Genomic DNA, 23,617 nt, shown 5'->3' with positions numbered 1-23,617 from the left:
CGGACCGGGGGCGTCAGTGCACGCCCTTGGCCGCCCAGAAGTCCTGACGGGCCAGCACGCTGGTGTCCGTCTGGTCGGTGAAGAAGCCGTCCACGCCGAGCTCGTACAGGTACGTCGCCCAGCCGATCGCGTCGCCGTACGCGTTCGGGTCGGTGCCCCGGCGGTAGTCCAGCGGCAGGAAGGCGTTCTCGTTGCGCACCGTGTACGGGTGCAGCAGCAGGCCGGCCGCGTGCGCGTCCTGCACCAGGGTGGTCGGCGCCAGCAGCTTGCCGGTCGCGTCGACGGGCGCGATCAGCGTGGTGGTCGGGCCGATGCCGTGGGCGAAGGAGGAGATCCAGCGCAGGCCCTCGGGCTTCACCAGGTCGGCCACCGTGCGCTTGTCGCCGGCGAGCACGAAGTCGTACGGCTGGCTGGTCGGGCCGCTGAGCAGGAAGATCTTCGGGTTGTCGACCAGCTTGGCGAGCCGCTGCAGGCTGCTCGGCTCGAAGGACTGCAGGATCGCCCGGCCGTTGCGCCCGGCCAGGCCGGTGCGGCGCAGCTCGTCGGCGAGGCGCTCCTCCAGCGGCAGGCCGATCGAGCGGAAGTAGCTCGGGTGCTTGGTCTCGGGGTAGACCCAGACGTCCCGGCCCAGCTCGCGGCCGCGCTTGCGGGCGAAGTCGGCCACCTCGCGGAAGGTCGGGACCGCCCAGCGGCCGTCGTAGAGGGTGTTGCGCTGGCGCTGCTGCGGCAGGCGCTCCTTGGCGCGCAGGGTGCGCAGCTCGGCGAGGGTGAAGTCCTCGGTGAACCAGCCGGTCTGGGCCGCACCGTCGATGGTCTTCGTCGTGCGGCGGCCGGCGAACTCCTTGTGGTCCGCGACGTCCGTGGTCTCCGCGATGTTGTTCTCATGACGGACCACCAGGTGGCCGTCCTTGGTGGGGACGAGGTCCGGCTCGATGACGTCCGCGCCCAGCTGCAGCGCCAGGTCGTAGGAGCCCAGGGTGTGCTCGGGGCGGTAGCCGGGGGCGCCGCGGTGGCCGACGATCAGCGGATGCGGCAGCCGGTCCAGGCCGGTGCCGGTGCGCACCGGCGGGCGGGTGCCGCCCGGGCGGCCGGCGGCGACGCCGCGCTCGTCGGCGGCACCGGACTGCTCGTCGCCCGGCTGGTCCGCGCCGGGGGCGGCGAAGGCCTCGCCGGCACCGGCCGCGAAGGCCGCCGCGCCGATCCCGGCCGCACCGGTGACCCGCAGGAAGGACCGACGGGAGGAGGCGGCGGCGTCGGCGGACCCGGCGGGGGTGCCGCCGTCGGACGGACGGTACGTCATGGATGCTCCTAGCTGAGGGCGTCGCGGAGTGAGTGCCGCCCGCAGACTAGGAGCAGCGGCGCCCGGCCGGGTGGCCGTCGGACGAACTGCGGGAGAAGTTCCCGCACCCACCGCCCCGGAGCACGGGGGAGGCCGGCCGCGGTCACGCACCGCGGCCGGCCTCCGCCCCGGGGCTCCCGGCCGGCCCGGCCAGGGACGGGCGGGGCCGGCGCGTCGGGAGGTGGTCCCCCGGGGGGTGGTGGAGCGCCACCGATTCTGCTCCGGCGCCCGGCCGCCGAACCATCCCCGGAACCTGGGACGCCACGGGGCGGACGCCGTCCGTACGGGCCGCTCAGAGCGCGGCGAGCAGCTCCCGCCCCAGCGGCCAGTCGCCCAGCCCGGAGTCGGAGTTGAGGTGCCCGAAGGCGCCGGGCTCGACGTAGCGCGCGCCCCAGGCGGCGGCGAACCGCCGGGCGCGCTCCGGGGTGACCCACGGGTCGTCGGTGCTGGAGACCACGGTGGCCGGGAACGGCAGCGGGGACAGCGCCACCGGGCGGAAGCCCAGCAGCTCGGGGACGTCCGCGTGATCGACGTCCGCGGGCGCCACCAGCAGCGCGCCGCGCACCGCCGCCGTCCGCGGGGCCGGCGCCCCGGCCGCCCAGCGGGCCACCGTCACGCAGGCGAGGCTGTGCGCGACCAGCACCACCGGGCCCTCGGCCGCCGCCGCGGCGACCGCCTCGTCCACCCGGGCCACCCAGGCGTGCGGATCCGGGTGCTCCCAGTCGTCCTGCCGCACCCGGACGAACGCCGCCGGGTCCGCGGCCTCCCAGCGGCTCTGCCAGTGGGCCGGCCCGGAGTTCTGGTAGCCGGGCAGGACGAGGAAGGTGGTGCGGTCGGACATCGGCGCGGGGTCCCTCCGGGGAGAAGAAGTCACGGACACGACGACGCCGGGGCGCGGAAACCGCGCCCCGGCGTTGGGTCGAGGGCGAGGAGAGCGAAGGGGCTGGATTCAATAGGAGTGAGAAGGAAGCCCCTTCATGGCCTCGCCGCGGCTCACGCTACCAGTCAGACGGGAATCAGGTCGCGCAGATTTTCGGGGGTGACGACCCGGGAGTCCGGGTGCAGCCCCTCCGGCCGCTCCAGCCCGATGTAGGTCACCGGCCCGGCGGGGACCTCCGCGCCGTCCCACAGGGCGACGGTCGCGGCCCGCTGCCGCATCAGGTCGGTGAGGTGGCGGACGGTGAGGTACTCGCGTTCGACGACCCCGCGCAGCAGCGTCGCGACCGATACCCGGTTGTCCTCCACCTGTTCGGCATCGGGCACGCCGACGAGGTGCAGGTGCAGCCACTTGGCGTGCCAGCGCCCGTCGTCCCCGCGCAGGAACGCCAGCGGCACGGCCGTCCGTCCCGGCCCGCGCAGATCCGACTTCATCCGTACGGTGCGCGGCTCGAAGGGCCGCCCCGCCTGCTCGCCGTCGCGCAGCATGAAGCCGAAGAACGACTCCTCGACCTGCTCGAAGCCCTCGCCCGAGTAGACGTCGACCTGCGGGACCACGAACGCGGCCCGCACCGTGTCCAGCCGCAGGTTGATGAACTCCGACGCGCCCTCGGGCGCCTCGGTGATGTCCCCGGAGTGCTCGCCGCCGATCGCGGTGAGCGAGGTGTAGGAGAGCCAGGAGACGGTCTCGTAGGACTCGTTGAGCAGCAGCGCCGACAGATCGAGGTCGGTGCGCCGCTCGCGCTGCTTCCAGTACATGAAGAAGCGCAGCAGCTCGCCGTCGACCGGGCTGAGCGAGCCGCGGGGCAGCACGCCCAGGCCCGCGGACGTGGCGTTGCCGCTGAGCGGCAGGGCGACGTCGAGGACGGCCGGGTCGACCAGCAGGTGTCCCGGATCCGGCAGCCGCCGGCTCACCTCGGCGTCCAGCGCGGCGATCAGGCGCCCGTGCTCGGCGGGCGGCAACGGCGGCCGGACGTCGGCGAAGACCCGGCCGCGGCCGGTCCGGTTGACGAAGATCCGGTGCCCGCCGCCGTCGGCGCGCCGGTTCTGGAGGTGCTCGCGGACCGACAGCAGCAGGCGGCCGGACACCCGCCCGGCCGCCGCCTCGGCGGCGGCCACCACGGTCCCGCGCTGCTCCTCGGTGGCGCACGCGCGCAGCAGGCGGTCGAGCGCGCGGAACAGCTTGCCCGGGGCGGCGGACAGCAGCCGCACCGCCGCCGCGACGTCCCCCGCGCCGAACGCCTCCTCGACGCGGCTGTCGAAGGACCGGGCCTCCCGCTCGCCCCGGGCGACCGCGAACACCTCGGCGGCGTGCGGCCGGCCCGGGTACTCGTGCGGGTGCAGCCGCTCGCCGAGGCGCTTGAACATCTCGCGGTGCGCGCCGACGTCGCCGAGCTTGGCGGGGGCGGCGGCGACCACCGCGTCCAGGCCGGCGATCAGCGCCCGGCGCACCGGCCGGGAGAAGGGGCGGAACCGGGTCGGCCGTGCGAGCGTGACGTCACCGTCCGACAGGGCGCAGGCCAGGCGCAGCACGTCGGTGACGGTGTCCAGCAGGAGGTCCGCCCCGGCGTCGAGGCGGGCCCGGTTGACGACGGCGCGGTTCTCCCGGACCGGGATCGCCCCGGGCTGCGGTCCGTGCGCGCAGTGCCCGGCGAGCTCGCCGAGGTCGCGCAGGGCCTCCTCGCCGAGCGGGGTGGCACTGCCCGCCAGCGCCAGGTACAGGGCGGTGAGCTCGTCCTCCAGCGGGCCGCCCGGGTGCAGCACGGTCAGCCGGTCGCCGGCGGCGGCGATCAGCTCGTCGTGGGCGGCGAGCAGCTCGGCGTAGGTGTGCTGGTAGCGGCCGTAGCGGGGCAGCGTCAGCAGGTCGACCACACCGGCGTCGAGCTGGGCGAGGGTGTGCTCGCGGGTGTCGTCGTCGGCGAGCGCCTCGCCGATGCAGCGCGCCCAGAAGTCGACGGTGTCCGGCACGTGGGCCGGGAAGTCGACGAAGTAGGCGTTGTGCCGGACGTGGTCGCCGGACAGCTCGCGCACGGTGGGCAGGGTGCGGAGGGCCGTGTCGTGGACGGCCTGCGCGCTCAGCCCCGACAGCCGCTCCAGCGACCCGGCCGAGAGCTTGAAGCCCACGGACATCAGCGCGGTGTCGAACTGCCGCGCCGCGGCCTCGCCGTTCCCGGCCGGACCGTCGGGGGCGGGCAGGCGGAAGGTGTGTCGGACGACCAGGGATTCGAGACGCTGGGACATTCCGGCATGATCCCAGAGCCGCGCGGGCCGCCGCACCCGGGTTTCCCGGGCCCGGCCGGCCCACCGGGGGCGCGCGCCACGGGGCGTGCGCCGTGCGCGGACGGTGCGCCCCGTTGCGTGCGGGGGCCGGGTGCGGGAGGTTGGTCCGGGCCCCGGAGCGGAGCTCTCCGGCCCGGGCCCGCACCGTGTTCGACGACCGATCACTTCGGAGGGATGTCGGCGATGGCATCGAAGATCCTGCTCGTCACCGGGGACGCCGCGGAGTCACTGGAGGTGTTCTACCCGTACCAGCGGCTGCGCGAGGAGGGCTACCGGGTCGACATCGCGGCGCCGGCGAGGAAGCGGCTGCAGTTCGTGGTGCACGACTTCGTCGAGGGGTTCGACACCTACACCGAGAAGCCGGGCTACACCTGGCCCGCCGACCTGGCGTTCGCCGAGGTCGACCCGGCCGACTACGTGGCCCTGGTGATCCCGGGCGGGCGCGCCCCCGAGTACCTGCGCAACGACCCCGAGGTGCAGCGGATCGTCCGGCACTTCTACGAGGACGGGAAGCCGGTCGCCCAGATCTGCCACGGCCCGCTGGTGCCGGCCGCCGCCGGGGTGCTCGCCGGGCGGACGAGCGCCGCCTACCCGGCCCTGGAGCCGGACGTGCGGGCGGCGGGCGCGACCTACGTGGACGGCGAGGCGGTGGTGGACGGCGTGGTGGTCTCGGCCCGCGCCTGGCCCGACCACCCGGCGTGGCTGCGGGCGTTCATCGAGGTCCTGCGGGTCAAGGCCCCGGTCGACTGAACCGTCGCGCCCCGCGGCCACCCCCGGGACCCTAGGGGGCGGTCCCTGAGGAGACCTCGGGGCCGGCCCCTCCCTGAGGGGGAGCGACCCGCCGGACGCAGCTCGGACCAGCGGCGGACGACCTCCGCCGCGCCTCCTGTCAGAGTGTCAAATGCCGAGAACAGCACTGGTGTTGTGGGCACCGGCCGGCACGGACACAGGAGGGCTCATGGGCATGGTGGAACACGGGGACGGCGCGGCGGAGCAGGCCGGCCGCGGGGGGACGGGGCGCCGGCGGCGCCGCCCGGCCGGCCGGCTGGTGGCGCTCGTGCTCGCGGGCGCGGGCCTGGTGGGCGTGACGGCCCCGGCGGCCGGCGCCCTCGGCACCGCGCCACCGATCGGAACGGTGACGGTGACCAGTACCCAGGACGAGGCGGCGCCGGACGCCGCCGGACGCGGGCCCCGGAAGGGCGTCGACAACGGGGCCCTGAACGCCGCGCTGCGCGGCATGGTCGACTCCGGCGGCACCTCCGCCTCGCTGGCCCGGGTCGGCGACCACGGCCGCACCCTGTGGAAGGGCGCCTCCGGCGTCGCCGACCGCACCACCGGTGCCCCGGCCTCGCCGGACGGCCGCTTCCGGATCGGCAGCGTGACCAAGACCTTCGTCGCCACCGTCGCCCTCCAGCTGGTCGCCGAGGGGCGGATCGGCCTGGACGACCCGGTGGAGCGCCTGCTGCCGGGCGCGGTGCCGAACGGCGCGGGCATCACCCTGCGCCAGCTGCTCGGCCACACCAGCGGGGTGTTCAACTACACCGAGGACGCCGCCTTCGACGTCGAGCAGCCCGGCTACATCGAGCAGTGGCTGGAGTCCGGCCGCTACACCCGCTGGACGCCGCAGCAGCTGGTCGCGCTGGCCAACGCCCACCCGCCGTACTTCGCGCCCGGCCAGGGCTTCCACTACTCCAACACCAACTACGTCCTGGTCGGTCAGATCATCGAGCGGGCCACCGGCCGCAGCTGGCAGCAGGAGGTGGAGCGCCGCGTCGTCCGCCCGCTGCACCTGACCGGCACCTTCATGCCCGACCACGAGCCGACCGTCCCCGGCCCGCACGCGCACGGCTACTACGACCTGCCCACCGGGCCGGCCGACGTCACCGAACTGGACCCGAGCATGGCGGGCGCCTCCGGCGCCGGGATCTCCACCACCGCCGACCTCAACACCTTCATCGCGGCCCTGATCGGCGGCCGGCTGCTGCCCCGCCCCCAGCTCGCGGAGATGATGCGGGCCACCCCGCAGAGCGAGAGCCGCTACGGCCTCGGCCTGGAGCGGGCGACCACCGACTGCGGGGTGCTCTGGGGCCACACCGGCGGCATCCCCGGCTACAACACCATCCTCTACACCACCGCCGACCTGCGCCGGCAGCTCGCGGTCTCGATGAACGCCCAGGGCCTCTCGACCCCGCCGGAGACCAGGGCGGCCTACGAGAAGCTCCAGAGCGCCGCGACCTGCACCGGCTGAGCGGGGCCACCCGGCCCCGGACCGGCTGAGCGGGGATGCCATCATGGCCCGCATCGACGGGCCGTCGTCACGAGGAGGACCAGGATGGCAGAGCCGCTGATCGCCGAAGTCGGGGGCCGGGTGCCCGCCGTCGACCCGGGCGCCTTCGTCGCGCCGAACGCGGTGGTGGTGGGCAGCGTGACGGTCGGCGCCGGGGCGAGCGTCTGGTACGGCGCGGTGCTGCGCGGGGACGCCGAGACGATCACGGTCGGCGCGGACAGCAACGTCCAGGACAACTGCACCCTGCACGCCGACCTCGGCTTCCCGCTGGTGATGGGGGAGCGGGTCTCGGTCGGCCACAACGCGGTGCTGCACGGCTGCGTGATCGAGGACGACGTACTGGTCGGGATGAACGCCACGGTGCTCAACGGCGCCCGGATCGGCGCGGGCTCCCTGGTCGCGGCCGGCGCCGTGGTGCCGCAGGGCACGGTGGTCCCGCCCGGTTCGCTGGTCGCCGGGGTGCCGGCCAGGATCCGCCGCGAGCTGACCGAGGAGGAACGGGCCGGCATCAAGATCAACGCGGAGGGCTACCTGCTGCTCGCCGACGGCCACCGGGAGCTGCGTCCGCGCTGACCAGCCCGCCCGCCTCCGGGGCCGGCGCGGGCCCGGGCACCCGGGCCGCGCCGCCGGCGGCGACCACGACCGTCGGCGCGGCCGTGCGCCGACGGTCGACGGCCCAGGCGGCCACCGCGATCGCCGCACCCGAGGCCGCCAGGCCGGAGCCGACCAGCGGCGGCGAGGTCCAGCCCAGCCCCGCGTCCAGCGCCAGCCCGCCGAAGAACGCGCCCTGGGCGTTGGCCAGGTTGAACGCGCCCTGCACCGTCGCCGAGGCCAGCGTCGGCGCGCTCCGAGCCTCGCGCATGACCAGCGTCTGCACCGCCGGCACGATCGCGAACCCGAACAGGCCGACCAGCACCACCGTCACCGCCGCCGACCACTCGGCGCGCGCGGTCACCGCGAACAGCGCCAGCACCGCCGCGAGCAGGACGAACGCACCGCACACCGTCGGGCGCAGCGCGCGGTCGGCCGCGTACCCGCCGAGCAGGTTGCCGATCGTCATCCCCACCCCGAACAGCGCCAGCACCAGCGTCACCGAGCCGGTGGCGTAGCCGGACACCTCGGTCAGCAGCGGGGTGATGTAGGAGTAGCAGGCGAAGAAGCCGCCGCAGCCGAAGACCACGGTGGCCAGCGCCAGCCAGAGCTGCCCGCTGCGGAACGCGCCCAGCTCGTGCCGCAGGCCCGCCTGCGCGGGGGAGGGCAGCGCCGGCACCAGCCGGGCGATCGCCACCGCCCCGGCCGCGCCGATCGCGACCACCACCAGCATGGTCGCCCGCCACCCCAGGTGCTGGCCGAGCAGCGTCGCGGCCGGCACCCCGACGACATTGGCCAGGGTCAGGCCGGAGAACATCACGGCGACCGCCCGGGCCCGCTTGTCCGGCGTCACGAGCTCGGCCGCCGCCACCGCCCCGGCACCGAAGAACGCGCCGTGCGGCAGCCCGGTCACCAGCCGCGCGGCGGCCAGCGTCCAGAAGTCGGGGGCGAGCGCGCAGAGCAGGTTCCCGAAGGCGAAGAACGCGGCCAGCGCGACCAGCACCGCCTTCCGGGGCCGCCCGGCGGCGAGCGCGGTGAGCAGCGGCGCCCCGATCACCACGCCCAGCGCGTAGGCCGAGATCAGCCAGCCGGCCTGCGGGATCGAGACGTCCAGGCCGTCCGCGACCTGGGGGAGCAGTCCCATGGCGGCGAACTCGGTGGTTCCGATGGCGAACGCGGTGACGGCCAGGGCGACCAGCGCGAGGGGCACGGGGGTACTCCGGGAGGAACGGGGACGAGCGGGGATTGTTCGTCCGGAATCCTAATCGGACCGGATGACGCGCCCGTGTGGTGCGCGAGGCGGTCCGGTGACGGACGGGGGTCGCCACCCGGGCGTCCGCGCGGGAGACTGGGGTCATGTGCCGCAGTATCAAGACGCTCAGACCGCCCGTGACGCCCGACGCCACGGAGGAGGACTACCGCGCGGCCGCCCTCCAGTACGTGCGCAAGGTCTCCGGCTTCCGGGCCCCGGCCGCGCACAACCGCGAGGCCTTCGACCGGGCCGTGGACGCCGTCACCGAGGCCACCGCGAGCCTGCTCGCCGAGCTGGAGGTCCGCGGAGCCCCCGCCCGTGCGGCCCGGGCCGCGGTCTAGGGGGCCGCACAGGGAGCAGGAGGTCGGTGATGAGCTCCGTCACCCGCTACGCACTCACCTTCCCGGGCACCCCTGGAACCCAGGCCCCGCAGGACGTGGTCGTGGTCGCGCGCACCAGCGCCACAGGGCCCGGCGGGCACCCGGTGTACGAGGACGCCAGCGGCATCGTCCGGGCCGAGATCAGTGACGCGGGGGAGGTCAGGATGCTCGCCAGCGGCGGCCACCAGACGCCGCACTGCCCGGTCCACGCCCAGCCGCTGCCCTGACGCCCTGCTGACAGCACCGCGCCCGTGGGGCACACTCGCGGCATGACCACAGCACGCTGGCAGGGCACCGTCGTCGCCGAGAGCGAGGACACCGTCGTCGTCGAGGGCAACCACTACTTTCCGGCCGACTCCGTGCGCACCGAGTTCCTGCGCCCGTCCGAGACCACCACCTTCTGCGGCTGGAAGGGCACCGCGGAGTACTACTCGCTGCACGTCGACGGCGCGACCAACCCGGACGCCGCCTGGTACTACGCGGACCCGGACCCGGCGGCGGAGCACATCCGCGGGCGGGTGGCGTTCTGGCGGGGCGTGGAGATCACCGACTGACCCGACCGGCCCCCGACCGGCCCGACGGCCGACCCGACCGACCCGACGGCCGACCCGGCTGTCCCCTGTGCGTCCCCCGGCCGGGTCACCGGGACACGGCCGTCGTCGTCCTGTCGCAGGACCGCGACACCCCCGGGGCGTATCGCGCCGCGGCGCCGGGTACGGCCACACCATGGCAATCTTCAGGAAACCGGGACGCCCCGGGCAGCCCGAGCCCACCGCGGACGGCCTCGCCGACGAGCTGGCCGGCCTGGTCGAGGAACTCGAACCCGGGGAGCCCGCCGAGGGCGGCCCCGGCGAGCTCGCCGAGTACCGGGCGGACACCGAGCGCGGCCGGCGCCGCGGCGCCCGGCTGGTCGCCGCGATCGCCCGGCGGATCGGCACCGGCGGCCGGGCCGCCGCCAAGGGCGCCGCGGTCGGCGGCCGGGCCCTCACCGAGCAGCTGCTGCAGACCGCCCCGCGGATCCCGGTCCGCACCCTCGCCACCCTGCGCGCCCAGCACCCCGGCGCCGCCGACCCGGAGAAGCTCGCCGACCTGCTGGTCACCGGCGCGAGCCGGGCCTCCAGCGCGCTCGGCGCGGGCGTGGGCGCCGCCGCGATGCTCCCGGTGCCGCCCGCGATGCCGGTCGAGATCGCCGCCGAGACGATCGCCGTCGCCGCCGTCGAGATCAAGCTGATCGCCGAGCTGCACGAGGTCTACGGCCTGCCCGTCCGGGGCACCGCGACCCAGAAGGCCGGCGCGTACGTCGGCGCCTGGGCCAACCGCCGCGGCATCGACCCCACCCTGCTCGCCAAGCCGGCCGGCCTGGCCGCGATGGCGCTCGGCAGCGAGGTGCGCCAGCAGGTGCGCCGCCGGCTCACCCGCAGCTCGCTGCGCCGACTGCCGTCGCTGACCCCGCTGCTGGTCGGCGCGGGCATCGGCGCCACGATCAACCTGCGCGACACCCGCAAGGTGGCCCGCGAGGTCCGCGAGTCGCTGCGCCGGCTGCCTCCGGCGGACCCCGGGTACTGGGCGGCCGCCGCGCCCGCCGAGGGGCCCCGGCCCGGCGACTGACCGCCGCCCGCGGGCGCGGGGCGGACCGGCCGGCCCCGGACGGGACCGGCCGGTCCGGCCTGCGGCGGCGACGCGGCGCCGGGTCAGCCCGCCGGTGTCTGCGGGGCCCCGGCGCCCCGGCCCGTCTTCACGGCGTTCACCATCGCCTGGTGGACGGCCCGGGCGGTGGTCTCGTCGGCCGCCGGCACGGGGCTGCCCGCCACCGAGTACCAGTCCAGCGCCCCGGTGTACTGCACGGTGAGCCGCGCCTCGCCGTCGGCCCAGGTGGTGTGCACGGTGAGGTCGCCCGAGATCGGGCCGACCTCGACGGTGGTCACCCCGCCCGGCCCGCTGATGATCGACTGGGTGGTCCAGGTGGCCCACGAGGCCCTGGGGTCGAGCGGGGGCTCCACCCGTCCCGCCGTCCCGCCCGCCGGGCCCGGTACCTGCCCTGCCGTGCCCTGCTGCTGTTCGGTCATGCGCCCATCCTCCCCCGCCGGTCCGTCGCCGCCCGGGCAGCGACACCGGCGGTCGCGAAGGCCGCCCTCGGGATCGGGCGGCCTTGTGGCAACTCGTCTGCCGACGTGGTCGAAGCGGTGCCGGAGCGGGTCAGCCGCCCGCCGCCGGCTCCTCCCGGGGCTCGCCCTCCGCCTGCGAGGTGTCCTGTGCGTGCTGGTTCTGCATCGAGGTGATGCCCTCCTCGGGGTCGGCCGCGCGGACGTCCTCGTCCCGGTCGGTGCTCACCTCGGAGCGTGCGCTCATGTCGGTCATCACGGGCTCCGTCTCCTCGGCCGGTCTGTCTCGCCCCTCAAGCCTGCCTCCGCACCCCGGAGACGGCCAACCGGGCGGATCCGGCGCCCCGCACCGCCCGGCCGGCCGAGCCGTTCACCAGGCGACCGGCAGCGCCCTCAGGCCGTAGATCAGCGCATCGGCGCGGAACTCCAGGGCCTCCCGCGCGACCGCGAGCCGCAGCCCCGGCAGCCGCCGGAACAGGGTGGCCAGCGCGATCTGCAGCTCGGCCCGGGCCAGCGGCTGGCCCAGGCACTGGTGCACCCCGAAGCCGAAGGCGACGTGCCGGCGCGCGTCCCGCGCGAGGTCGACCTCGTCCGCGCCCGGGTGCCCCTCGGTGCCGAACAGCCGGTCGTCCCGGTTGGCCGTCGACAGCATCGCCATCACGCCGTCCCCGGCACGGATCAGGGCGCCGCCCAGTTCGACGTCCTCCACCGCCAGCCGCGGCACGCCGGTGTGCACGATGGTGAGCAGCCGCAGCAACTCCTCCACCGCCCCGGGCACCGCCGCCGGGTCGGCGAGCCGGGCGGCCTGCTCGGGGTGGCGCAGCAGCAGCGCGGTGGAGAGCGCGATCATGTTGGCGGTGGTCTCGTGCCCGGCGACCAGCAGCAGCACCCCGGTCGCGGCGATCTCCCGCACGGTGAGGTCGTCGCGCGCCGCCAGCCGGCTCAGGATGTCGTCGCCGGGCTCGGACCGCTTGCGCTCGGCGAGCCCGGCGAGGTAGTCGAGCATCTCCTTCTGGGCCCGGGCGAAGTCCTCGCCGGCGGCCTCGGTGGCGAGCAGCAGCCGGCTGTTCGCCTGGAACGCCTCGCGGTCCTCGTAGGGGACGCCGAGCAGCAGGCAGATCACCAGCGAGGGCACCGGCAGCGCGAAGTCGGCGACCAGGTCGGCCGGACCGCCCCCGGCCGTCATCCGGTCGAGCGCCTCGTCCACGATCCGCTGGATGCCGGGGCGCATCGCCTCCACCCGCTTGACCAGGAACTCCCCGGTGACCATGCGGCGCAGCCGGGCGTGCTCGGGGTCGTCCAGGCGCAGGAACGAGGGGTTGGCGGCGATGAGCTCGCGCCGGCCCTCGACGAGGAACGGGAAGGCGGGCCGCCGGACGTCGGCGCTGAACCGGCGGTCCGAGAGCACCGTGCGGACCTCCTGGTAGCCGGTCACCAGCCAGCAGGGGCTGCCGTCGGGCAGTTCCGCGCGGCTGACCGGGCCGGTACCGGCGGCTTCGGTGTACGCGGGCGGCGGCGCGAACGGGCAGGCCGTGCCGCGCCGGGCCGGGATCGGGGTGACGGGAACGGTGGACATGCTCAAGGTGGTCTCCTCGCGTGACAGGTGAGGCCCGTGGCAGGCGGTGGGAGACGGCGGGAGGGCCGGTCGCGAACCCCCGGGCGGCCGGGTCAGACGGTGGTGCCGGGAGCGTCGTCCTCGGTGACGGTGATCGCGCCGCCCGGGCAGAGGTCGGCGGCGAGGCGCACGTCCTCGAACAGGGCCGCGGGGACGGCCGGCCGGTGGACGTTCACCAGGCCGTCCCGCTCGTCCTGCTCGAAGACCCCGGGCGCCGTCATGACGCACTGGCCGGAGCTGCAGCAGCGGTCCCGCTCGACGTTCACCTGCATGTCGGACACCTCTCCGTGGTGTGGCACCGGTCGGTCCGCCGGAGCCGGGCCGCCCTCCGCTGTCCCGGCCAAGCTATCCCCGCTTCCCGTCGCACACGAAGAGTGGACGGCCAACCCGCGCAGAATGGCCGATTTGGGTACGCTCGTGAACGACTTTGCGAAAAACGGAGTTTGATTGACCGTCAGCTGAATTGTCCGGGAGCGTTCCGGTGTGGCCCGCCGCTCAGCCGAGCCCCTCCGCGGCGGCGATCTCCCGGACGGCGGCGACGGTGTCCGCCTCCGACGCGCTCTTGTCGGGCCGGTAGCGCACCACCCGGGCGAACCGCAGCGCCAGCCCCGCCGGATAGCGCGGGCTGCGCTGGACCCCGTCGAAGGCGATCTCCACGACCAGCTCGGGCCGCACCCGGACGGTCCAGGCGTCCCGTTCCACCGCGCGCTCCAGCAGCGCCGCGGTCTGCCAGGCGAGCGTCGCGTCGGTGAGCCCCTTGAAGGTCTTGCCGAGCATCACAAACGGGCCGAGCCCCGCCTCGCCGCCCGCCCGCGCGCCCAGGTGCAGATTGCTGAGGAAGCCCTGCCGCCGCCCGCTGCCCCACTCGGCGGCCAGCACCACCAGGTCCAGGGTGTGCCGCGGTTTGACCTTGACCCAGCCGGCGCCGCGCCGTCCGGCCTGGTAGCCGGCCGCCGGGTCCTTGACCAGCACCCCCTCGTGGCCGTGCGCGAGGGCGTCCTCGAAGAACGCCAGCGCCTCGTCGCGGTCCCCGGTCTCGGTGTGCGCCACCCGCAGCCCGGCCGGGACGGCCCCGTCCAGCGCGGCCCAGCGCTCCCGCCCGGGGCGGTCGACCAGGTCCTCGCCGTCCCGGTGCAGCAGGTCGAAGACGTGCACGCTCAGCGGGACCTCGGCCCGCAGCCGCTGCGGGTCGCGGCGCGCCGCCGTGCGGGCGGCGGTCTCCTGGAACGGCCGCGGCCGGCCGTCCGGCCCGAGCGCGATCGCCTCGCCGTCCAGCACCGCCGACCGCACCGGCAGGGCCAGCGCCGCCTCCACCACCTCGGGCACCCGGGCGGTGATGTCGTCCAGCGACCGGGTGAAGACGCCGACGTCCCGGCCGTCGCGGTGCACCTGCACCCGGATCCCGTCCAGCTTCCACTCCAGGGCCACCGGTCCGGCGAACCGCTCCAGTGCGGTGCCGACCTCCGGGGCGGAGGCCGCCAGCATCGGCCGCACCGGCCGGCCCACCTCCAGCCGGAACGCGGCGAGTGCCGGTTCCCCGCCGGTCAGCGCGGCCGCGGCGACCGCCCGGGCGGAGCCGCGGAACATCAGCGCCCGGCGCACCGCGGCGGCCGGCACCCCGGCGGCCCGCGCCACCGCGTCCGCGACCACCGCGTCCAGCGCGCCCTGGCGCAGGTCGCCGACCAGGACGGCGCGCAGGAACGCCTGCTCCGCGTCGGTGGCCCGCTCGAACAGACCGGTCAGCAGCCGGTGCCGCTCCGCCCGGGCGCCGGGCCCGTGCACCGCGGCGATCGCCTCCAGCGCCCGTTCCGTCTCGCGCACCCCCAGCCGGGGTTCGGCGGCGGGCGGCGGCAGGTCGCGCAGGGCGGCCGGACCGAGGCCGGTGCGCAGTCGCTGCGACTCGCCGGACAGCAGCGCGACCGCCGCCGGAGCCTCGTCGGGGCCGAGCTCGCGCAGGCAGTCGGCGAGCAGCCCGGTCTTCGCCCGGCGGCCGGGCTCGGCCGCGACGGCGCGCGAGGTCAGGGCCAGCCGGCGGAGCAGCATCGCGGCCTCCTCGGGAGCGGCCCGTCGGCGGGCCGGGCGTCCAGGATCGGCGATCCGGGGCGCCGGCGCGCGCCGGGCCGCCCCCGGGCCCGCCGAGAACGCTCCGGGCGACGGATCGGCGTGGAAGGGTGGGGTTCTTGGCCGCGCTGTCGATCGGCGCGGCAGATGACGGGCCGTCATGCTGGCACGCATCGCATCCGGCCCCCACCGGCCACCGATCAGAGGGAGTTCCGCATGACCCCGGAAACCGCCGTCAGCACCGTCGCCGCCCCGGCCGGCTGGACCGTCGGGGCGCCCACCGACGCCGACTTCGCCGCCTGGCGCGAGCTGTACCGCGGCTACGGCGCGTTCTACCGGGTGCCGATGCCGGACGAGAAGGCCGCGCTGGTCTGGTCCTGGCTCACCGACCCGGCCCACGAGCTGGAGGGCCTGCTGGTCCGCGACGCCGACGGCACCCCGGTCGGGCTGGCCCACTACCGGCCCTTCGTCCGCCCGCTGCACGGCGCGGTGGCCGGCTTCCTCGACGACCTGTTCGTCGCCCCCGCCGCCCGGGGCACCGGCGCGGTCGACCTGCTGCTCGCCCGGCTGCGCGAGATCGCCGCCGAGCGCGGCTGGAACGCCGTCCGCTGGATCACCGCGGAGGACAACTACCGGGCCCGCGGCAAGTACGACCAGGTCGCCACCCGCACCCGGTTCCTCACCTACGACATGCTCCCGGCCGGGGCCTGAGCCGAACGGGGGCGGCCGTCCGCCGCCCCCGTTCGGAAATCCGTTCGCACTTTTCTGTTATCCGGTCACCGCCCGCAGGTCTCCCTCGTGTCGGCACCCGTCCGCCGGACCCTCCGGCGGACCCGACGGACCGAACACAGGAAGCGTGCGCAGGTGAACAGCGAAGACCGGACCACCATCCTCCCCGCGACCGGGCACCCGGGCCCCGGTGGGCGCTCCGGGCGCCGTGCCGCGGAACGGCGGCGCGGCCACGGCCGACGGCGCCGGCGCGGCGGGGTCGGGCCGGTGGTGGCCGTGGTCGCGGCCGTCGCCGGGACGGGCGTGATCGCGGCCCTGACCGGTGCCGGGTACGCGGTGTACCGCGGCGAGGAGGGCGGCGACACCGGCGTGCAGGCCGTCGCCCACGAGCCGCTGATCGACGCGGAGGCCGGTGACCTGAACGGCATCCAGGTGCCCGGCGCGGGCCTCAGCGGGCCGGACCCGGCCCCGGCCGCCACCGACCAGGCGCGCGCGGCGGGCGCCGGCCCCTCGGCCGGCACCGCTCCCGCCGCCCCCGCGACGCCCTCGGCCCCGGCCGCCACCCCGGGCCGCAGCGCCTCCACGGCGCCCGGCACCGCCGCCACGGTCTCCACCGCGCCGCGCGACCCGGCCGCGAGCCCGGCGCCCGGCGACGGCGCCGGCCCGCAGCCCCCGACCGCCCCCGCGTCGGTCGTGCCCACGGCCACCGCCGCCACCACCGCCACCGCCACGGCGGCGCCCGGCGCCAAGCCCTCGTCGACCGCCCCGCGTCCGACCACGACCGCCAAGCCGGGCGGCTCCGCCAACGGCTCCTTCGCCCAGCAGGTGGTGGACCTGGTCAACGCCGAGCGCGCGCGGGCCGGCTGCGGACCGCTCACCGCCGACGCCCGGCTGGCCACCGCCGCCCAGGTCCACAGCGACGACATGGCCGACCGCAACTTCTTCGACCACGCGAGCCCCGAGGGCACCCACGCCGACCAGCGCATCGAGGCGGCCGGCTACCGCTGGAGCACCTGGGGCGAGAACATAGCGCGCGGCCAGAAGGATCCGGCGGCGGTGATGGAGTCCTGGATGAACAGCCCGGGCCACCGCGCCAACATCCTCAACTGTTCCTTCCGGCAGATCGGCGTCGGCGTCCGGACCGGTTCGGGCGGGCCCTGGTGGACCCAGGTCTTCGCCGCACCGTCCTGAGCCCGGTCCTGGCCGCTGTCCGGGGCCCGTTCTGGCCACTGTGCGGGGCCCGTCCGGAGCCCCTTCCCGACCGCCGCCCGGGCCCGCCGGGCGGCGGCGGGCCGCCGATTTTCCGAATCAGCGGGAATTGTTGTTATCTGAGCACTCCCCAGAGGTCTCCGAGGAGGCAGCGGCGGACGGACGACAGCAAGACGGAGTGCGGACCCATGAACGTAGACGTGCAGAGCGGCGCCGGAGCGCCCCTGGTGCTCGCGGCCCAGGCGGGCGACCCCCGGGCGCGCGAGGCGCTGGTCGCCGCCTGGTTCCCGCTGGTCTACAACGTCGCCGGCCGGGCGCTGAACGGCCACGCCGACGTGGACGACGTCGCCCAGGAGACCATGATCCGGGCGCTGGACGGCCTGGAGGGTCTGCGCGACCCGGAGGCGTTCCGGTCCTGGCTGGTCGCGATCACCATGAACCAGGTCCGCCGCCGCTACACCGGCCAGCAGCAGGCGGCCGTCGGCGGCCTGGACGAGAGCTGGGAACTGGCCGACCCGGGCGCGGACTTCACCGACCTGACCATCCTGCGGCTCGGCCTCTCCGGCCAGCGCCGGGAGGTCGCCGAGGCCACCCGCTGGCTGGACCCGGACGACCGGGAACTGCTCGCCCTGTGGTGGCTGGAGGCCGCTGGCGAGCTCACCCGCGCCGAGCTCGCCGAGGTGCTCGACCTGACGCCGCAGCACGCCGCCGTCCGCGTCCAGCGGATGAAGAAGCAGCTGGAGGCGGGCCGGGTGGTGGTCCGCGCGCTCACCGCCTACCCGCGCTGCCCGGAGCTCACGGAACTGACGACCGGCTGGGACGGCACCCCGGACTCGGTCTGGCGCAAGCGCACAGCCCGGCACGTCCGGGGCTGCGCCGCCTGCGACGGGCTGGCCCGCGACCTCGTCCCGGCCGAGGGGCTGCTGGCCGGTCTGGCGCTGGTCCCGGTGCCGATGGACGCCCCCGGCGGGCTCGCGCTCCAGTCCGCGGGCGCGGCGGCCACCGGGTCCCCGGGCGCCGCCGGTGCGTCCGGCGGCTCCTCGGGCGGCGCGCCCGGTGCGGCGGCGGGCCCGCCGCCCGTGCCCGGGGACCCGGCCGGCGGACCGGGCGGCCGGGGCGGGCTCGCCCGGCGGCGGACGGTGCTGGCGGGCGGGACGGCGGCGGTGCTCGCCGCGGCGACGCTGGCGATGGTCTGGCCCCAGCACACCGGACCGGGGGACACCGCGCCCGGACCGGCCAGCCCGGCCACCGCCCCCGACGTCCTGGCACCGCCGCCCGCCGCACCCGCCGAATCGGCCGCGCCGAGCCCGGAGGCCGGGCCGCCGACGACCGGCCCCGGCGCGACGCCGTCGTCCGCCGTGGCACCCCCTGCGGCCGCGAGCCCGACCCCGGCGCCGAGCAGTGCCCGGCCGAGCACCGCCCCGGCCGCCCCGGCGAACCAGGAACGCCAGCTGGTCGACCTGGTCAACGCCGAGCGGGCCAGGCGGGGCTGCGGCCCGCTGCGCATCGACCCGAAGCTGCACGCCGCCGCCCAGAAGCACGCCGAGGACATGGCCGCCCGCGGCTACTTCGACCACGTCGCCCCCGACGGCGGCCGGCCGGACACCCGGCTGACCGCGGCCGGCTACCGCTGGTCGCAGTGGGGCGAGAACCTCGACCGGGGACCGATCGCCCCGGCCGTGGTCTTCTCCCGTTGGATGGACGGCGGCATCCACCAGTCGAACATGCTGGACTGCGCGTTCAAGGACGTCGGCATCGGCGTCGCCACCGGACCCGGGGGCCCCTACTGGACCCAGGACCTCGGAACCCCGCTCGGCTGACCCGGCGTCGGCCCGCCGTCCGTCAGACCGGCAGGCCGACCAGGCCCGGCGCCTCGCCCGTGACGTGGCCGGTGGCCTGGCCGACCACGGTGCCGGCCTCCCCGAGCTGCCCCGGCAGGGCGTCCGGCACCGAGGCGAGCGGCCCGCTCCGCAGCGGGCCGGTCAGGTCGCCCGCGCCGTCCGCGACGGCGGCGTGGGCGCTGGGGGCGGTCAGGGAGGCCACGACGCCGACGGCGAGCGAGGCGACGGCGAGCATGCTGCGCTTCTTCATGCCCCGTCCAACGAGGCTCCGCCACCCGGGTTACGGCCGGGCGGTCACCGGAGGGCGCGCGGGCCGGTGGCGCGCCCCCGGGATCACTTCGCCCGGGTGACCGGGACGGGCGACGCGGACGGCGCCTTCTCGGCCGGGCGGATCGAGGTGACCGTCCGCTTCAGCGTCGTGAGGGTCTCGGACGACGGAAGCCGCAGACAGGCCGTCAGCTGGACCAGCTCCGCCCGCCCGGACACCAGGAGCGCCTGGAACCCGCGCAGCTGCTGGGTGCCGCCCCGCAGGACGCAGTCCTTGTCGGTCGGCGCGGACTCCAGCACCGGTGGCTGGCCCAGGAGCTTCTCGGCGTTGTTCTGCTCGGGGATCACCCGGAGCGCGATGACCACGCCCTCGTCGGCGAGCACTCCCGCGGTGATGCACACCGGGCTCTGCAGGTTGTCCGGGCGCGGGCAGTCGGCCGCCCCGGCCAGCTGCTGGGAGGAGAGGTAGCCGAGGGGCTCCGACTGCCCGCTGCCGGGCAGCGCCGTGAGGCCGTACCAGCCGAACGGCACGTCCATCGCGATGTCGTCGAGCAGGGTGAAGCGGATCGTGAGGCCGTCGCCGGTCCTGCCGTCGGGCCAGCTGCCCGGCGGGGTGCTCGGTGACGCACCGCCGGACGGGACCGCGTCGCCGGCCGGGCCGGAGGCGGCCGGATGCAGCGAGGAGCCCCCCGGAGCGGGCGCCAGCGCCGGGGCCGCCGCCAGCACGGCCGCGGTCAGGCCGACGGCCAGCCCGCCCGCGAGGGCGGCCCGGCGACGGCGCCGGCGGGTGCGGGCCGCCCGGGCCAGCACGCGTTCCATCCGGTCCTCGGGTGCCGACAGGTGCGGGGGCGCCAGCTGGAGCAGCACCCGCAGCTCGTCCGCCACCTCACGGTCCCCGGGCGCCTCCCGGTCCGGGGCGTCCCGGGCGGGGAACTCAGGCTCCGTCACGACGCCCCCCGTCCAGGAGCAGTTCCCGGGCGGGCAACCGGCCGCGCAGCGCCTGAAGGGCGCGGTGCGTCTGGCTCTTGACGGTGCCCGTGCTGCAGCCCAGCGCCTCGGCGGTGTCCTCCACGCTGAGGTCCTCGAAGAAGCGCAGCACCACCACCGCCCGCTGCCGGGCCGGCAGTGCCCGGACGGCGGCCGCCACCACCTGGCCCGTCACCACGTCGTCGAACGGGTCCGCGGCCGTCGGCGGCTCGGGCAGCCGCTCGTGCGGCAGCTCCCCGTGCCAGCGGCGGCGCCACCACGAGACGTGCGCGTTCACCAGAACCCTGCGGACGTACGCCTCGGGCCGGTCGATGGAGATCTGCTCCCAGCGCGGCCACACCTTGGCGAGGGCCGTCTGCAGCAGGTCCTCGGCCTGGTGCGGGTCGCCGGTGAGCAGCCAGGCCATCCGGAGCAGCCGGGGGCTGCGGGCGGCGACGAACTCCTCGAAGTCCGGTGTCGCGTCCGTCATCCCGCCGCCCCCGCCATGCCGTTCCCGCCGCCGTCTCCGTCGCCCGTGCCGCCACGTCGGTGGCGGCGGTCCTGCCGGTCGGCCGTGGCCGCCGGGTCCTCGCTGTCGTTCTCACGGCTGCTGAACGCGCTGGGGTCCGCCGTGGGTTGTCCGGTCGCCGGGACCAGTTTCGCAAAGCGGTTTCCCGGACCCGCTCTCCCGGGCCGGTCGGGTCCGGGCCGACAGCTCCGGGACGGTCCGGGACGGCGGGACCGGGCGCGGGGCGGGGCGGGCGCCGGGGCGGTGGGGGGAGCGGCCCGGCGCGGACGCTGGACGGCCCGCGAGCCGGCCGGGACTCGGCCGGGCGGCGGGCGGGCCGTGGCCACCACGATCCGCCCCCCACGGCGGCCCGCCAAGGGCGCGCGCGGGGCGCCCGGGGGCACCGGCAGGGCGCGCCGGGCGGGACGGCCCGCCCGCCGTCCGCCGTCCGCACCACGCCCCGCCCGGGCGGCCCCGGAGAACCCCGCCGGCGCCCTCCGTCAGAGCGTCCCCGATCCGCGCGGCCCACCTCCCGTCCGCTCGGCGGCGCCGGGATCCACCGGGTCCACCGTCCAGTCGGGGTGACCGGGCATCGGCGGGGTCCGCTCGCCGTAGAGCCACTCGCGCAGGAAGTCGCCCAGCGGCTGCCCGGAGACCTCGTCGGCCGTGCGCAGGAAGTCGGCGGTGGTGGCGGTGCCGTGGCGGTGACGGTCCAGGAAGGCCCGCTCGATCCGGTCGAACACCTCCGCCCCGACCCGCTCCCGCAGGGCGAACAGCACCAGCGCGCCGCCGGTGTACCGCTGGCTGTCGAACAGCGTCGCGGCGGTCGGCACGGCCACCGGGCCGGAGTCGTGGCGCCACTGGTCGCCCTGGGCGTAGACCCTGCGCATCCGGTCGGTGAGCGTGGTGGATCCGCCGGAGTCCGGCCAGCCGCGCTCGTAGCGGTACATCAACCCGTAGAGGTCGGCATGGCCCTCGTTCAGCCAGAGATCGGCCCAGGTCCCCGGGGTGACGCTGTCACCGAACCAGGAGTGCACCAACTCGTGCATCATGTGCGAGCCGATCGTCCGCTCCGGCCCGCGCAGGAAGTCCGGCTTGTAGAGCGTCAGCGTCTGCGTCTCCAGCCCGGTGAAGCCGAACGCCGCCGGGTCGTCGGTGTCGGCGGGCAGCAGCCCGTACGTCTCCAGCGGGAACCGTCCGAGGTGCTGCTCCGCCCAGGCCAGCTGGCCGGGCGTCAGGGCCAGGGCCGGCTCCAGGTCCGCGGCGCGCGCCGTGGGCACGACGTCGCGCAGCGGCAGCCCGTCCGGCCCGCCGCGCTCGCGGACCGTGTAGCGGCCCACCGAGGCCTGCAGCAGCTCGGTCGCCATCGCCTCGCGCGAGACGTAGCGCCGGGTGGTGGTGCCGTCCGGGTGCGGCTCGGTGGCGGTGAGCCGTCCGTTGGCCACGCCGAGGAGGTCGTCCGGCGCGGTGACGGCGATCCGGAAGCGGGCCTTGTCGCCCGGCCGGTCGTTGCAGGGGAAGACGGTGTGCGCGCCGTCCGGCTGCCCGGCCACCGCGAAGCCGTCGGGCGTCACCACCCAGCCGGTGTGCGGCAGGGCGGCGCGGGGGTCGGCGCTGTACTCCACCTCCACCCGCAGCACGGCGCCCGCCCGCACCGGCCGGGCCGGCAGCACGGTCAGCTTCTCGTCGTGCGCCCGGAACCCGGCCGGGTGCCCGTCGACCCGGACGGCGTGCACGTCCAGGCCCAGCGCGTCCAGCTCCAGGCCCGTCAGCCGGGTCAGCGCGCGGGCGGTCAGCACGGTGGTGCCGTCCACCGTGCGGGTGGCGGGGCGGTAGTCGAACGCGAGGTCGTAGGCGAGCGCGTCGTAGGCGGTGGTGCCGAGCGAGGGGAACACGGGGTCCCCGGCGCCCGGTGCGCCCGCGAGGCCGGCGGCGGGGGCGCCGGCCGCCGGGGTCAGCGCGAGCGGGAGCGCCGCCAGCGCGAGCGCGGTGGCGAGGACAGGACGGTGTCCGGGCGGCACAGCGGTCACCTCGTCTCGTGTCGAACGGACCCGCTTCCGGTGAGCGATCCTCCGGGCACGGACCGTAGCAGAGGGCTCCGACAGTCCGGGCGACACGCGGCGTCCCCCGGACGGCCCATTGTGGTAGCCGGACGGCTGCGCAGTGTCATACCTTCGAAGAGCTCCGCCCCCTGACGGACGGGGCCACGGCCGCCGGAGCGCCTGGCCAGGACCGGCGGCCGTACTCTCATGCCCGCGCACCGTGCCCGCCGCGCCCCGCCCCGCCTCGTAGGCTGGGCAGCCGCGCCGGCCGCCCGCAGCCCCCGCCGGCGCACCGGACCGGCAGGAGCGAACCCGTGACCAGCCCGCACTTCGTGGTGATCGGCGAGTGTGTCGCCGACGTCGTCCGCACCGACGGCGCGCCCGACACCGTCCACCCCGGCGGCAGCCCGGCCAACGTCGCGTACGGCCTGGCCCGGCTCGGGGAGCCGGTCGCGCTGGTCACCGAACTCGCCGACGACCCGTACGGCCGGTTGATCCGCGCCCACCTGGAGTCGGCCGGCGTCACGCTGCTGCGCGAGCCGGCGGGCGGGGACGGCGGCCCGCGCACCCCCTCGGCGGTGGTGCGGCTGGACGCCGACGGGCGGGCGCACTACACCTTCGACATCGGCTGGACCCTCCCGCCGTTCGCGCTGCCCTTCCCGCCGGGACACCTGCACCTCGGCTCGATCGCCGCCGTCACGGAGCCCGGCGCGGCGGCCGTGCTCGCCCTGGTCGAGCGCTGGCGCGGCCGGGCGTCCGTCAGCTACGACCCGAACGTGCGGCCCGTGCTGATGGGCGAGCACGCCGAGGCCGTCCGCCGGGTCGAGCGCTGCGTGGCGCTCAGCGACCTGGTCAAGGCCAGCGACGAGGACCTCGCCTGGCTCTACCCCCACCGCACCCCGGAGGAGTCGGCCCGCCACTGGCTCGGCCTCGGCCCCGCCACCGTCGCGGTCACCCGCGGGCCCGCCGGGGCCTTCGCACTCACCGCCGACGGCCGCCACGCGGAGGCACCGGCCCGCCGCGTCGAGGTCGCCGACACCGTGGGCGCCGGTGACGCCTTCACGGCCGCCCTCCTGCACGCCCGCCACACCGGCGCCGACCTCGACACCGCCCTCCTCCGTGCCACCACCGCCGCCACCCTCACCGTCACCCGCCCCGGCGCCGCCCCGCCCGACCTCGCCGAACTGGCCGCCGCCCTGCGCGGCTAGGGCG

24 protein-coding genes are annotated in these 23,617 nt (G+C 76.6%); 11 read left to right on the top strand and 13 right to left on the bottom strand.

Annotated elements, in window-relative coordinates:
- Nucleotides 1–13: 13 nt before the first annotated feature.
- The 3 genes from ACFVVL_RS02150 to ACFVVL_RS02140 all read right to left on the bottom strand — a co-directional run bounded on the left by ACFVVL_RS02150 (nucleotide 14) and on the right by ACFVVL_RS02140 (nucleotide 4,516).
- Nucleotides 14–1,300: a glycerophosphodiester phosphodiesterase gene (locus ACFVVL_RS02150; RefSeq protein WP_387670695.1), complete on the bottom strand. Its 1,287-nt coding sequence runs from the start codon at nucleotides 1,298–1,300 to the stop codon at nucleotides 14–16.
- 331 nt (nucleotides 1,301–1,631) lie between these two features.
- Nucleotides 1,632–2,180: an RBBP9/YdeN family alpha/beta hydrolase gene (locus ACFVVL_RS02145; protein WP_380294289.1), complete on the bottom strand. Its 549-nt coding sequence runs from the start codon at nucleotides 2,178–2,180 to the stop codon at nucleotides 1,632–1,634.
- Nucleotides 2,181–2,344: 164 nt separating this feature from the next.
- The gene (locus ACFVVL_RS02140) at nucleotides 2,345–4,516 is read right to left on the bottom strand and encodes a hypothetical protein (RefSeq protein WP_387670693.1); all 2,172 of its coding nucleotides are present in this window, start codon (nucleotides 4,514–4,516) and stop codon (nucleotides 2,345–2,347) included.
- A 222-nt stretch (nucleotides 4,517–4,738) separates the two neighbouring features.
- Between ACFVVL_RS02140 and ACFVVL_RS02135 the strand changes: the two genes are divergently transcribed.
- The 3 genes from ACFVVL_RS02135 to ACFVVL_RS02125 all read left to right on the top strand — a co-directional run bounded on the left by ACFVVL_RS02135 (nucleotide 4,739) and on the right by ACFVVL_RS02125 (nucleotide 7,415).
- On the top strand, nucleotides 4,739–5,305 hold the full coding sequence (locus ACFVVL_RS02135; protein WP_380294291.1) for a DJ-1/PfpI family protein: 567 nt from the start codon (nucleotides 4,739–4,741) through the stop codon (nucleotides 5,303–5,305).
- Nucleotides 5,306–5,513: 208 nt separating this feature from the next.
- Nucleotides 5,514–6,803: a serine hydrolase domain-containing protein gene (locus ACFVVL_RS02130; protein WP_387670691.1), complete on the top strand. Its 1,290-nt coding sequence runs from the start codon at nucleotides 5,514–5,516 to the stop codon at nucleotides 6,801–6,803.
- Between the two features lie 84 nt (nucleotides 6,804–6,887).
- A complete protein-coding gene (locus ACFVVL_RS02125) occupies nucleotides 6,888–7,415 on the top strand; it encodes a gamma carbonic anhydrase family protein (RefSeq protein ID WP_380294293.1) in 528 nt (175 codons plus the stop codon).
- On the opposite strand, the gene ACFVVL_RS02120 is transcribed toward ACFVVL_RS02125, so the two are convergent.
- Nucleotides 7,357–8,643 (bottom strand): MFS transporter, encoded by a 1,287-nt coding sequence (locus ACFVVL_RS02120; protein ID WP_380294294.1) that lies wholly within the window; start codon nucleotides 8,641–8,643, stop codon nucleotides 7,357–7,359. The genes ACFVVL_RS02125 and ACFVVL_RS02120 overlap by 59 nt on opposite strands.
- A 146-nt stretch (nucleotides 8,644–8,789) precedes the next feature.
- Here ACFVVL_RS02120 and ACFVVL_RS02115 point away from each other — a divergent pair, with 146 nt between their 5' ends.
- The 4 genes from ACFVVL_RS02115 (at nucleotide 8,790) to ACFVVL_RS02100 (ending at nucleotide 10,673) form a co-directional block, all read left to right on the top strand.
- Nucleotides 8,790–9,026, top strand: coding sequence for a DUF2277 domain-containing protein (locus ACFVVL_RS02115; RefSeq protein WP_387670688.1), 237 nt, complete (start codon nucleotides 8,790–8,792; stop codon nucleotides 9,024–9,026).
- Between the two features lie 29 nt (nucleotides 9,027–9,055).
- Nucleotides 9,056–9,292 (top strand): DUF6296 family protein, encoded by a 237-nt coding sequence (locus tag ACFVVL_RS02110; protein WP_380294296.1) that lies wholly within the window; start codon nucleotides 9,056–9,058, stop codon nucleotides 9,290–9,292.
- Between the two features lie 42 nt (nucleotides 9,293–9,334).
- Nucleotides 9,335–9,619 carry a DUF427 domain-containing protein gene (locus ACFVVL_RS02105; protein ID WP_387670686.1) on the top strand — a complete coding sequence of 95 codons (285 nt, stop codon included), beginning with the start codon at nucleotides 9,335–9,337 and terminating at the stop codon, nucleotides 9,617–9,619.
- 172 nt (nucleotides 9,620–9,791) lie between these two features.
- Complete coding sequence (locus ACFVVL_RS02100; RefSeq protein ID WP_380294298.1) at nucleotides 9,792–10,673, top strand: hypothetical protein; 882 nt, start codon at nucleotides 9,792–9,794, stop codon at nucleotides 10,671–10,673.
- Nucleotides 10,674–10,756: 83 nt separating this feature from the next.
- Here the strand turns inward: ACFVVL_RS02100 and ACFVVL_RS02095 are convergent, their stop codons facing one another.
- The 5 genes from ACFVVL_RS02095 to ACFVVL_RS02075 all read right to left on the bottom strand — a co-directional run bounded on the left by ACFVVL_RS02095 (nucleotide 10,757) and on the right by ACFVVL_RS02075 (nucleotide 14,825).
- The gene (locus ACFVVL_RS02095; RefSeq protein ID WP_380297665.1) at nucleotides 10,757–11,065 is read right to left on the bottom strand and encodes a hypothetical protein; all 309 of its coding nucleotides are present in this window, start codon (nucleotides 11,063–11,065) and stop codon (nucleotides 10,757–10,759) included.
- A 196-nt stretch (nucleotides 11,066–11,261) separates the two neighbouring features.
- Nucleotides 11,262–11,423 carry a hypothetical protein gene (locus ACFVVL_RS02090; RefSeq protein ID WP_380297650.1) on the bottom strand — a complete coding sequence of 54 codons (162 nt, stop codon included), beginning with the start codon at nucleotides 11,421–11,423 and terminating at the stop codon, nucleotides 11,262–11,264.
- 114 nt (nucleotides 11,424–11,537) lie between these two features.
- Nucleotides 11,538–12,743, bottom strand: coding sequence for a cytochrome P450 (locus ACFVVL_RS02085; RefSeq protein ID WP_387670683.1), 1,206 nt, complete (start codon nucleotides 12,741–12,743; stop codon nucleotides 11,538–11,540).
- A gap of 92 nt (nucleotides 12,744–12,835) precedes the next feature.
- Entirely contained in the window at nucleotides 12,836–13,054 is a 219-nt protein-coding gene (locus ACFVVL_RS02080) for a ferredoxin (RefSeq protein ID WP_380297667.1), read from the bottom strand.
- A 223-nt stretch (nucleotides 13,055–13,277) separates the two neighbouring features.
- The gene (locus ACFVVL_RS02075) at nucleotides 13,278–14,825 is read right to left on the bottom strand and encodes an ATP-dependent DNA ligase (RefSeq protein ID WP_387670681.1); all 1,548 of its coding nucleotides are present in this window, start codon (nucleotides 14,823–14,825) and stop codon (nucleotides 13,278–13,280) included.
- Nucleotides 14,826–15,059: 234 nt separating this feature from the next.
- Between ACFVVL_RS02075 and ACFVVL_RS02070 the strand changes: the two genes are divergently transcribed.
- From ACFVVL_RS02070 to ACFVVL_RS02060, 3 genes are all read left to right on the top strand, one after another.
- Nucleotides 15,060–15,554 carry a GNAT family N-acetyltransferase gene (locus ACFVVL_RS02070; protein WP_387670678.1) on the top strand — a complete coding sequence of 165 codons (495 nt, stop codon included), beginning with the start codon at nucleotides 15,060–15,062 and terminating at the stop codon, nucleotides 15,552–15,554.
- Between the two features lie 153 nt (nucleotides 15,555–15,707).
- Entirely contained in the window at nucleotides 15,708–16,763 is a 1,056-nt protein-coding gene (locus ACFVVL_RS02065; RefSeq protein ID WP_387670676.1) for a CAP domain-containing protein, read from the top strand.
- 206 nt (nucleotides 16,764–16,969) lie between these two features.
- Entirely contained in the window at nucleotides 16,970–18,601 is a 1,632-nt protein-coding gene (locus ACFVVL_RS02060; RefSeq protein ID WP_387670674.1) for a sigma-70 family RNA polymerase sigma factor, read from the top strand.
- A 22-nt stretch (nucleotides 18,602–18,623) separates the two neighbouring features.
- Here ACFVVL_RS02060 and ACFVVL_RS02055 read toward each other — a convergent pair whose 3' ends face one another.
- The 4 genes from ACFVVL_RS02055 to ACFVVL_RS02040 all read right to left on the bottom strand — a co-directional run bounded on the left by ACFVVL_RS02055 (nucleotide 18,624) and on the right by ACFVVL_RS02040 (nucleotide 22,393).
- Nucleotides 18,624–18,872, bottom strand: a complete 249-nt coding sequence (locus ACFVVL_RS02055) for a hypothetical protein (RefSeq protein ID WP_387670672.1) — start codon at nucleotides 18,870–18,872, stop codon at nucleotides 18,624–18,626.
- A gap of 83 nt (nucleotides 18,873–18,955) precedes the next feature.
- Nucleotides 18,956–19,837 carry a hypothetical protein gene (locus tag ACFVVL_RS02050; protein ID WP_387670671.1) on the bottom strand — a complete coding sequence of 294 codons (882 nt, stop codon included), beginning with the start codon at nucleotides 19,835–19,837 and terminating at the stop codon, nucleotides 18,956–18,958.
- Entirely contained in the window at nucleotides 19,824–20,345 is a 522-nt protein-coding gene (locus ACFVVL_RS02045; RefSeq protein ID WP_380297664.1) for a SigE family RNA polymerase sigma factor, read from the bottom strand. Before ACFVVL_RS02045 ends, ACFVVL_RS02050 begins: the two co-directional genes overlap by 14 nt.
- 518 nt (nucleotides 20,346–20,863) lie before the next feature.
- Nucleotides 20,864–22,393, bottom strand: coding sequence for a M1 family metallopeptidase (locus tag ACFVVL_RS02040; RefSeq protein WP_387670669.1), 1,530 nt, complete (start codon nucleotides 22,391–22,393; stop codon nucleotides 20,864–20,866).
- 326 nt (nucleotides 22,394–22,719) lie between these two features.
- On the opposite strand from ACFVVL_RS02040, the gene ACFVVL_RS02035 reads away from it, so the two are divergent.
- Nucleotides 22,720–23,613, top strand: coding sequence for a carbohydrate kinase (locus ACFVVL_RS02035; RefSeq protein WP_387670667.1), 894 nt, complete (start codon nucleotides 22,720–22,722; stop codon nucleotides 23,611–23,613).
- The last annotated feature ends 4 nt before the right edge of the window (nucleotides 23,614–23,617 follow it).

This window comes from Kitasatospora sp. NPDC058115, from assembly GCF_042884635.1.
Taxonomy (GTDB): domain Bacteria; phylum Actinomycetota; class Actinomycetes; order Streptomycetales; family Streptomycetaceae; genus Kitasatospora.
The sequence above is the reverse complement of the archived record's forward strand: the minus strand, read 5'-3'. Positions and strand labels throughout refer to the sequence as shown.